Annotated in this window: 3 protein-coding genes and 1 pseudogene; 3 read left to right on the top strand and 1 reads right to left on the bottom strand. The window is 68.1% G+C overall.

What is annotated here, in order from left to right; genetic code table 11:
- The 3 genes and pseudogenes from VHK87_RS13535 to VHK87_RS13525 form a co-directional block, all read left to right on the top strand.
- Positions 1-193, top strand: a pseudogene (locus VHK87_RS13535) (hypothetical protein); the annotation flags it as partial.
- A 299-nt stretch (positions 194-492) separates the two neighbouring features.
- The gene (locus tag VHK87_RS13530) at positions 493-2,574 is read left to right on the top strand and encodes a redoxin family protein (RefSeq protein WP_329635420.1); all 2,082 of its coding nucleotides are present in this window, start codon (positions 493-495) and stop codon (positions 2,572-2,574) included.
- 36 nt (positions 2,575-2,610) lie between these two features.
- A complete protein-coding gene (locus VHK87_RS13525; protein ID WP_329635419.1) occupies positions 2,611-3,357 on the top strand; it encodes an EcsC family protein in 747 nt (248 codons plus the stop codon).
- Here VHK87_RS13525 and VHK87_RS13520 read toward each other — a convergent pair.
- Positions 3,354-4,131 (bottom strand): alpha/beta fold hydrolase (locus VHK87_RS13520; RefSeq protein WP_329635418.1); only part of this gene is annotated, 778 nt, incomplete at its 5' end. The genes VHK87_RS13525 and VHK87_RS13520 overlap by 4 nt on opposite strands.

Raw genomic sequence — 4,131 nt, 5'->3', positions numbered from 1 at the left:
GCCGGTGTCGGTCACGCAGGAGGACGCCATGGAGCTGCTGCTCGGCGTGGGGCCCGCCGGCGGCGCCGTGCGCGCCGACCCGACCCTGAAGCCGAAGCTTACCGAGGCCGTCACCCAGGCCCTGGAGCCCTACCGCGACGGCGACCACCTCAAGGTCACCGCCGCCTGCTGGCTGGTGACGGCGAAGGCGTAGACCACCCTCCTTGATCATCGCCGGCTTGTCCCGGCGACCCAGCCCGTTGCGGTTGTGGCCGGCCCACCAAGCCGGCCATGACAAATGAAAGGGCGCTGTCACCCACTGACCAGCCTTCGGCCCGAACATCGCTTCCTCTCGCTAACGCGTCCATCGGTGACTCTGGTATGATCTAGCCGCCAAGCCTCGCCTCTCCAGTGGACGGTTTTTCGGAACACCGGTATTAGCAGGGCTGGACAAAAGTGACGCCGGCGTCACGCCCGACAGAAGGCGGGCGCCGGTTCCCTGGGGAGGGATGGATGAAGTTCAAGCTCGCGCTCGCTGGCGCCGCGATGGTCTCGATGGCGCTGATCTGGGGCGTGTCGAACGCCGCCAGCCCGGCCAAGAGCGCCGACCCGCACGCCGGCCATCACGCCGGACACGCGGGGCATGCGGCCGCCGAGGGCGAACAGACGCCCCTGCGGGCCAGCGTCGACAACTTCATGCTGGCCGACCACAACCTCGACAGCCACGAGCTCTATCGGCTGGCCGACGCCAAGGCGGTGGTGATCGTCACCCACGGGGTCGGCTGCCCGGTGATGCGCAACACCAACCCGGCCATCAAGGCGCTGCGCGACAAGTACAAGACCCACGGCGTGGAGTTCCTCTACCTGAACTCCAACCTTCAGGATAAGCGCGACGCGCTGGTCGAGGAGGCCAAGGAGTACGGCTACGACATCCCGATCCTGATGGACGTCAACCAGCTGGTCGGCGAGCAGCTGGGCGTGACCCGCACGGCCGAGGTGTTCGTCATCGACCCGAAGAGCTGGAAGGTGGTCTACCGCGGCCCCGTCGACGACCGGGTCACCTACGAGCGCCAGAAGGCCAAGGCCGAGAAGCACTTCGCCGCCGAGGCCCTGGACGCGCTGATGGCCGGCCGGCCGGTCGCTCAGGCCAAGGTGCAGGGCGCCGGCTGCCTGATCGACTTCCCCGAGCGGGTCAAGCGGGCCGAGCACGCGAAGATCTCCTACGTGCACGACATCGTGCCGATCGTCCGCGAGAAGTGCGTGGCTTGCCACCAGCCGGGCGGCATCGGCCCGATGACACTGACCAACTACGAGATGATCAAGGGCTTCTCGCCGATGATCCGCGAGGTCATCCGCACCGATCGGATGCCGCCGTATCACGCCGATCCGTCGGTCGGTAAGTTCCACGACGACAAGTCCCTGACCCCGCAGCAGATCAAGACCTTGGTCCACTGGATCGAGGCCGGCGCGCCGCGCGGCGAGGGCGAGGACCCGCTGGCCAAGATCAAGTTCGCGGCCCCGGAATGGCCGCTCGGCAAGCCCGACCTGGTGCTGGACATCCCGGCCTACGACATCCCCGAGACGGGCATCGTCGACTATCAGCGCCCGGCCGTCGCCTGGCCGCTGAAGGAGGGCCGCTGGCTGCGGGCCTCGACCATCAAGGTCGAGCAGCGCCAGGGGGTGCACCACATCCTGACCGGCTACATGAAGGAGATGCCGGCTGACGGGCGCGGCAACGAGAGCCGCTGGGGCGCTTCCGTCGGTGGTTACGCGGTGGGCTCGGAATCGACCATCTCGCCGGAGGACGTGGGCACCTACGTGCCCGGCGGCGGGGCCATCGGCTTCCAGAACCACTACACCCCGTTCGGCAAGGCGGCGACCGACCGCTCCAAGATAGCCCTCTACTTCTACCCAGAGGGGCAGAAGCCGAAGATGGTCATGCGCGGGATCACCATCATGGACCCGACCATCACCATCCCGGCCAACACGGCGCGCCACAAGGAGGTCGCCTACCTGATCTTCCCGAAGGACGCCCTGCTCTACTCGGCCTTCCCGCACGCCCACTACCGGGGCCACTCGTCGGATCTCGTCATCGAATACCCGGACGGGACCCGCAAGCTGCTGCTCAGCCTGCCGAAGTACGACTTCAACTGGCAGCGGGCCTATGAATTCGCTGAGCCGATCAAGGTGCCGGCCGGCTCCCGGCTGATCGCCACCTACACCTACGACAACTCCAAACGGAACCCGGCCAACCCGGACCCGGAGAAGGTGGTGACGTGGGGCGACCAGTCGTTCGAGGAGATGTTCTTCACCGCCCTGCGCTACCGCTGGGTGGAGGAGACCTCCGACGACCTCAAGCCGGAGTACGACCAGGCGCTCCAGGCCTCCGCCATGCTGGGGATGATGGACGAGAACCTCGATCGCAAGCTGCAGATCACCGAGGCGCGCGGCCGGATGGGCAATCTCATCAAGACCAACTTCGCGATGATCGACACCGACAAGGACGGCGGCCTCAGCCAGGCGGAGCTGTCCGCCGCCCAGGCGCTGATGGGTCGGCGGCGCGCGAACCTGGTGGGCGGCGGCGGCGCGCCCTAGTCCGGAGCTCGATGAACCTCTAAAGGGGCGGGCCTGATGACCTCAGGCCCGCCCGTTTTCGTTTCCGAGACCGCCTACGAGCACTGGGCTCAGGGCGAGGTCGCGCGATGGCGCGAGAAGATGCTGGCGCCCCCCAGCCGCTGGAACCGCGCGACCCGCGGCGTTCAGCAGAAGATCACCCGCGCCATCCCGGAGAAGGTGCACCAGGCCGTCACCGCGGTGATGGAGAAGATGACGCGGGGAATCCTGGTCGGCGCCGACTTCACCACCGCCGAACCCCTTGAGGGCCTCTCGCTGGAGGCCCGCGACCGCCGGGCCGCCGAGTTCATCAAGAACTACCGCACCACCGCCGCCGTCGAGGGCGGCGTCACGGGCGCCGGCGGCTTCCTGATGGCGGCGGCTGACTTCCCGATCCTGATCGGCATCAAGATCAAGCTGCTGTTCGACCTGGCCGCCATCTACGGCCACGCCGGCGAGGTGTTCGCAGAGCGGGTGTTCATCCTGCGCCTGTTCGAGCTGGCCTTCTCCAGCCCGGATCACCGGGCGGACGTGTTCCGGATGATCGAGGCCTGGGATCCGGCCACCTGCCCGCCAAGCTTCGAGGGCTTCGACTGGCGCAAGTTTCAGCAGGAGTACCGGGACTACATCGACCTGGCCAAGCTCGCCCAGCTGATCCCGGTGGTCGGCGCCCCGATCGGGGCGGTGGTCAACTGGGGTCTGCTCGACCGCCTCGGCGCCTATTCGATCAACGCCTACCGGATGCGCTGGCTGGCGGGGTGCTAGGCGGGCTCCGCCAGTCTCGCCTCTTCGAGGAACTGCAGCAGCGCGGCGTTGAACGCCTCCGGCTGGTCGATGTTGGCGGCGTGGCCGGCGTTCGGGATCACCACCTTCTTCGCGCCGGGGATCTTGCCAGCCATGTAGTCGGAGGCGGCGAGGAAGGGCGTATCGTCGGCGCCGACGATGACGATCGACGGGACCTGGATGTTCGGCAGGCTCTCGATGACCTTGGCGTCGCGCTGGGTCAACATGCCCCGCGCGGCCCTGGCCAGGCCCGTGGCGTCGCGGTGGCTGGCCTGACGCACCTCGGCGCTGCCGCCGGTCGGCAACCCCTCGGCCTCCAGCTTCTCGGCGCGGCGCAGGGCGTTGGCGTTCCAGCCGTCCCGCGCCTCGTCCTTCTTGTAGCCAGGGCCGGTGTCGATGATCAGCAGCGCCCGCGTGCGCTCCGGATGCTTCAGGTGGAAGGCCAGGCTCATGTAGCCGCCCAGTGACAGGCCGCCGATCACCGCCGAGCGGGCGCCGACCGCGTCCAGCAGGGCGGCCATGTCGGCCACCGTGGCTTCTTCGGAATAGGCGGCCTGGTCCTCGGGATAGTCGGAGCGGCCATGGCCGCGCATGTCCCAGGTGATCAGCTTGAAGCGCTTGGACAGCGGCTCGACCTGGCCGGCCCACATGCCGCTGGTGGCGGAGTAGCCGTGGGTCAGCAGCAGGGCCGGACCCTCGCCGTGGACCTCGTAGTAGATCCGCACGCCGTCACGCTCGAGCATAGGCATCGGCCAT

The sequence above is a fragment of the Phenylobacterium sp. genome (genome assembly GCF_036263695.1).
GTDB lineage: Bacteria > Pseudomonadota > Alphaproteobacteria > Caulobacterales > Caulobacteraceae > Phenylobacterium.
Note: the sequence above shows the minus strand (reverse complement) of the source record. Positions and strands in the feature narration are given on the sequence as shown.

Bases quoted from the DNA above. Each gene is read 5' to 3' on its own strand.
- VHK87_RS13530 (WP_329635420.1), top strand. From the start codon at position 493: ATGAAGTTCAAGCTCGCGCTCGCTGGCGCCGCGATGGTCTCGATGGCG.
- VHK87_RS13525 (WP_329635419.1), top strand. From the start codon at position 2,611: ATGACCTCAGGCCCGCCCGTTTTCGTTTCCGAGACCGCCTACGAGCAC.